This is a genomic window from Metallibacterium sp. (assembly GCF_054637675.1).
In genome coordinates, this window is sequence record NZ_JBTSRB010000106.1 from 1 (window position 1) to 3,012 (window position 3,012).

Consider the following 3,012-nt stretch of genomic DNA (forward strand, 5'->3'; position numbering starts at 1 on the left):
GCTGCTAGCGCCCTGACTCTCAATTGCCATCCAAAAACTCACGCAGCGGCGGCTTTGTCGAGTGCGGCGCGAGCGCGTTTGATCCTGGCGAGGATTTCGGCGCCTGCGGCTCGCCAGACGTATGGCTTCGGATCGGCGTTGCGCTGCTTGAGATAGGCATTGATGTCGCGGACGAGATCATTGACCGAGACGAAGCTGCCGGCGCGGATCGCATCGCCTGTCAGGTCGGCGAAGAAGCGTTCGACCAGATTGAGCCAAGACGACGAGGCCGGCGTGAAGTGCATCTTGAAGCGCGGGTGCTTTTCCAGCCACCCCCGCACCTTCGGGTGTTTGTGCGTGGCGTGGTTGTCGGCAATCAGATGGAGGTCAAGCGCGCGCGGTGTCTCGCGGCCGATCTGCCTGAGGAAGCGAAGCCATTCGACGTGGCTATGGCTCGCCTCCGTGCGTGTGGTCAGCCTGCCGGTCAGCTGCCCGAGGGCGGCAAACAGCGTGACCGTGCCGTGCCTGATGTAGTCGTGGGTCATCGTGCGCGGGCGCTTCGGTGCCAGCGGCAGGCCGGGTTGCGTGCGTTCGAGCGCCTGGCACTGGCTCTTCTCGTCGCAGCACAGCACGGGCGCGTTGGTCGGAGGATTGAGGTAAAGGCCGATCACGTCCCAGAACTTCTCCTCAAACCTCGGGCCGTTCGACAGCCTGAAGGTCTTCAGGCGATGCGGCTTCAGATCGTTCTTCGACCAGATCCGCTGCACCGAACTGGCAGAAACGCCCGCATGCCGGCTCATCGATCGGATGCTCCAGCGGCTCCTGCCTGGCGGCGGGCGGGTTGCCTCGGTGATGACCCGCCACCTTCGCCGCCGCGATCGAGGTCTTGCGGCCACGGCCCGGCCGGTCGGCGAGACCGTCGAGGCCTGACCTCGCGAAGCGTCCCGACCACATGGAGACGCGCTTCGCCGTTGTGCTCAGCCGTCCGGCGACGGCTTCGACACCGAGGCCGTCGAGCCGAAGCAGGATGATGTTGGCGCGCTCGCGATCCCGCACCCCGATCGTGGCAGACCGCGACCGGCGTCGGAGTTCAGCCACCACGCCTGGCTCAGACTGCAGTCGCTTGATCGGTCGTGCCATCCGAGCAGTCCCCCACGGTTTACGCACCCGTGAGATATTAGTCGACATTTACGGGTCAGGACACCAGTACATCGTTTCCGTGGATCGACTCCTTTCATGCGGCCTCGGCTATTTTGTAGGTCCAGCGATGGATGACGGGGTCGCGGTTGATGTCGTCGAGGTAGGCGAGGAGTCTGGCTTTCAGCCCGGCCTTGGAGGCGGCGCGGATGTGGCGGAGCATCGAGCGCGCCATCTTGGAGAAGAAGCCCTCGACGAGATTGAGCCAGGAGCCGTGCTTGGGCGTGAACACGAAGGAGAACCGGCCCTCGGGCTGGCTATCGGCCCACGCCTTGGTTTCCTTCGAGATGTGGGCGGAGTGGTTGTCGAGGATCACCTTGATGGCGGTGTCGGCCGGATAGGCGGCATCGGGCTTCTTGAGCAAGCCGACGAATTCACGCGACCGATGGCGGTCCTCGATGCTGGCATGCACCTGGCCGGTCAGCAGGTCGATGCCGGCCAGCAGGCTCAGCGTGCCATGACGCTTGTACTCGTGGTCGCGCGCGAACGTCGGGTGCGATCCCGGTTGCGGCGGCAGATCGGGTGCGGTGCTGCCGATTGCCTGAATGCCGGGCTTCTCGTCATACGAGATGATGGCGACGCGGCTATCGTCCTGGCTCTCGCGCAGGAGGGCAACTTCACGATAGACGCAGAGCACTTCGGCCATCTTCGTCTCGAACGCCCCGTCGCGCCGTTCGAGGTAGTAGCGAACCTTGTGCGGCCTGACCTGGTGGCGTGCGAGTATCTTGCAGACCGTGCCCTGCACAATGTTCGCCATGCACGGGTATCCGGCCATCGGCGCGTGCTCCCGCGCGTGGCGCGCCAGCAGGCGCGTGGTCCACAGCTCGTGCGGATAGCCCAGGTCCTTCGCCTTCTGGCACGCCAGCGACACCAGCCAGGCGCGGGCGTCTGGCGTGATCGAAGGCGCCTTGCCAGGCCGCGGGCTGTCGTCGAGTGCCGCCATGACGCCAAACCGTTCGGCGCGGCGCACGCATCGGCCAACCGTGTGGCGCATCACCCCGATCCGCTCGCCCACCGCAACCGAAGATGGGTCGGCATGACAGGCCAGGAAAATTCGCCCCCGCTCAACCCGGATCGCCGGTTCGGTTCGCGACCGGGCAATCGACTCCAACCGGGTCAAATCATCCGAGCCGAGCGACAACTCCACCACGCGACGAGGTGCTGCCATGATCCCCTGCCACAACACTGACACCCTGATTGCCTACAAGATGACCCGTGACCAGGGGAATCCCCCTCCGTGGATAACCTTCATGGAATCGATGTACTAGTGGATCGCCCGCAACACGGTCAGTGCCGACAGCACCGCGTAGGCGACCAGGTTGAGCACGAACAGTGCCGCCGCCAGGACAGGGAGATCAAAATCCCTGGCCGCGATGGACACGATCCCACTCGCCATCACAAGCGCGAAATACGCGGGCGGGAGATGTTTCACTGCACCTCGTGGTTCGGTGTTGGCGTCTTTCGGTGCGCGCTGCGCGGACATGCCGGCGGTACAGCCGGCCTGCGCCGCGCTACGACGTGGCGCCCCCGATCTCGGGGGGCCTGCGGAAGGCGACGGCGAGCCGGTTCCAGCCATTGATCGCGACCACGGCATAGGTCAGATCGACCAACTCCTTCTCACCAAACTCCTGTCGCGCCGCTTCGTAGATTGCATCCGGCACATGCCCGTCGGCGACCAGCGTGACCGCTTCGATCCAGGCCAGCGCGGCCCGCTCACGAGGCGTGTAGAGCGGGGCTTCGCGCCAGGCGGGAAGCAGGTCCAGGCGTTCCTCGCGCTCGCCCAGCCTGCGCGCGTCGCGCATATGCATGGCGAGGCAGAAGGCGCAGCCGTTGATC

General features: G+C 65.3%; 3 protein-coding genes and 1 pseudogene. All 4 read right to left on the reverse strand.

Annotated features, from left to right (window positions below; genetic code table 11):
* Positions 1-38 precede the first annotated feature (38 nt).
* Positions 39-1,119: pseudogene (locus ACYDAT_RS15955) on the reverse strand (IS630 family transposase).
* A 94-nt stretch (positions 1,120-1,213) separates the two neighbouring features.
* A complete protein-coding gene (locus ACYDAT_RS15960) occupies positions 1,214-2,344 on the reverse strand; it encodes an IS630 family transposase (protein WP_461451413.1) in 1,131 nt (376 codons plus the stop codon).
* 96 nt (positions 2,345-2,440) lie between these two features.
* Positions 2,441-2,659, reverse strand: a complete 219-nt coding sequence (locus ACYDAT_RS15965; protein ID WP_461451415.1) for an SLAC1 family transporter — start codon at positions 2,657-2,659, stop codon at positions 2,441-2,443.
* 28 nt (positions 2,660-2,687) lie between these two features.
* The coding region (locus ACYDAT_RS15970; RefSeq protein WP_461451417.1) for a carboxymuconolactone decarboxylase family protein at positions 2,688-3,012 on the reverse strand (325 nt) is incomplete at its 5' end.

Coding starts and splice junctions, on each gene's coding strand:
- ACYDAT_RS15960 (WP_461451413.1), bottom strand. CDS start 2,344: ATGGCAGCACCTCGTCGCGTGGTGGAGTTGTCGCTCGGCTCGGATGAT.
- ACYDAT_RS15965 (WP_461451415.1), bottom strand. CDS start 2,659: ATGTCCGCGCAGCGCGCACCGAAAGACGCCAACACCGAACCACGAGGT.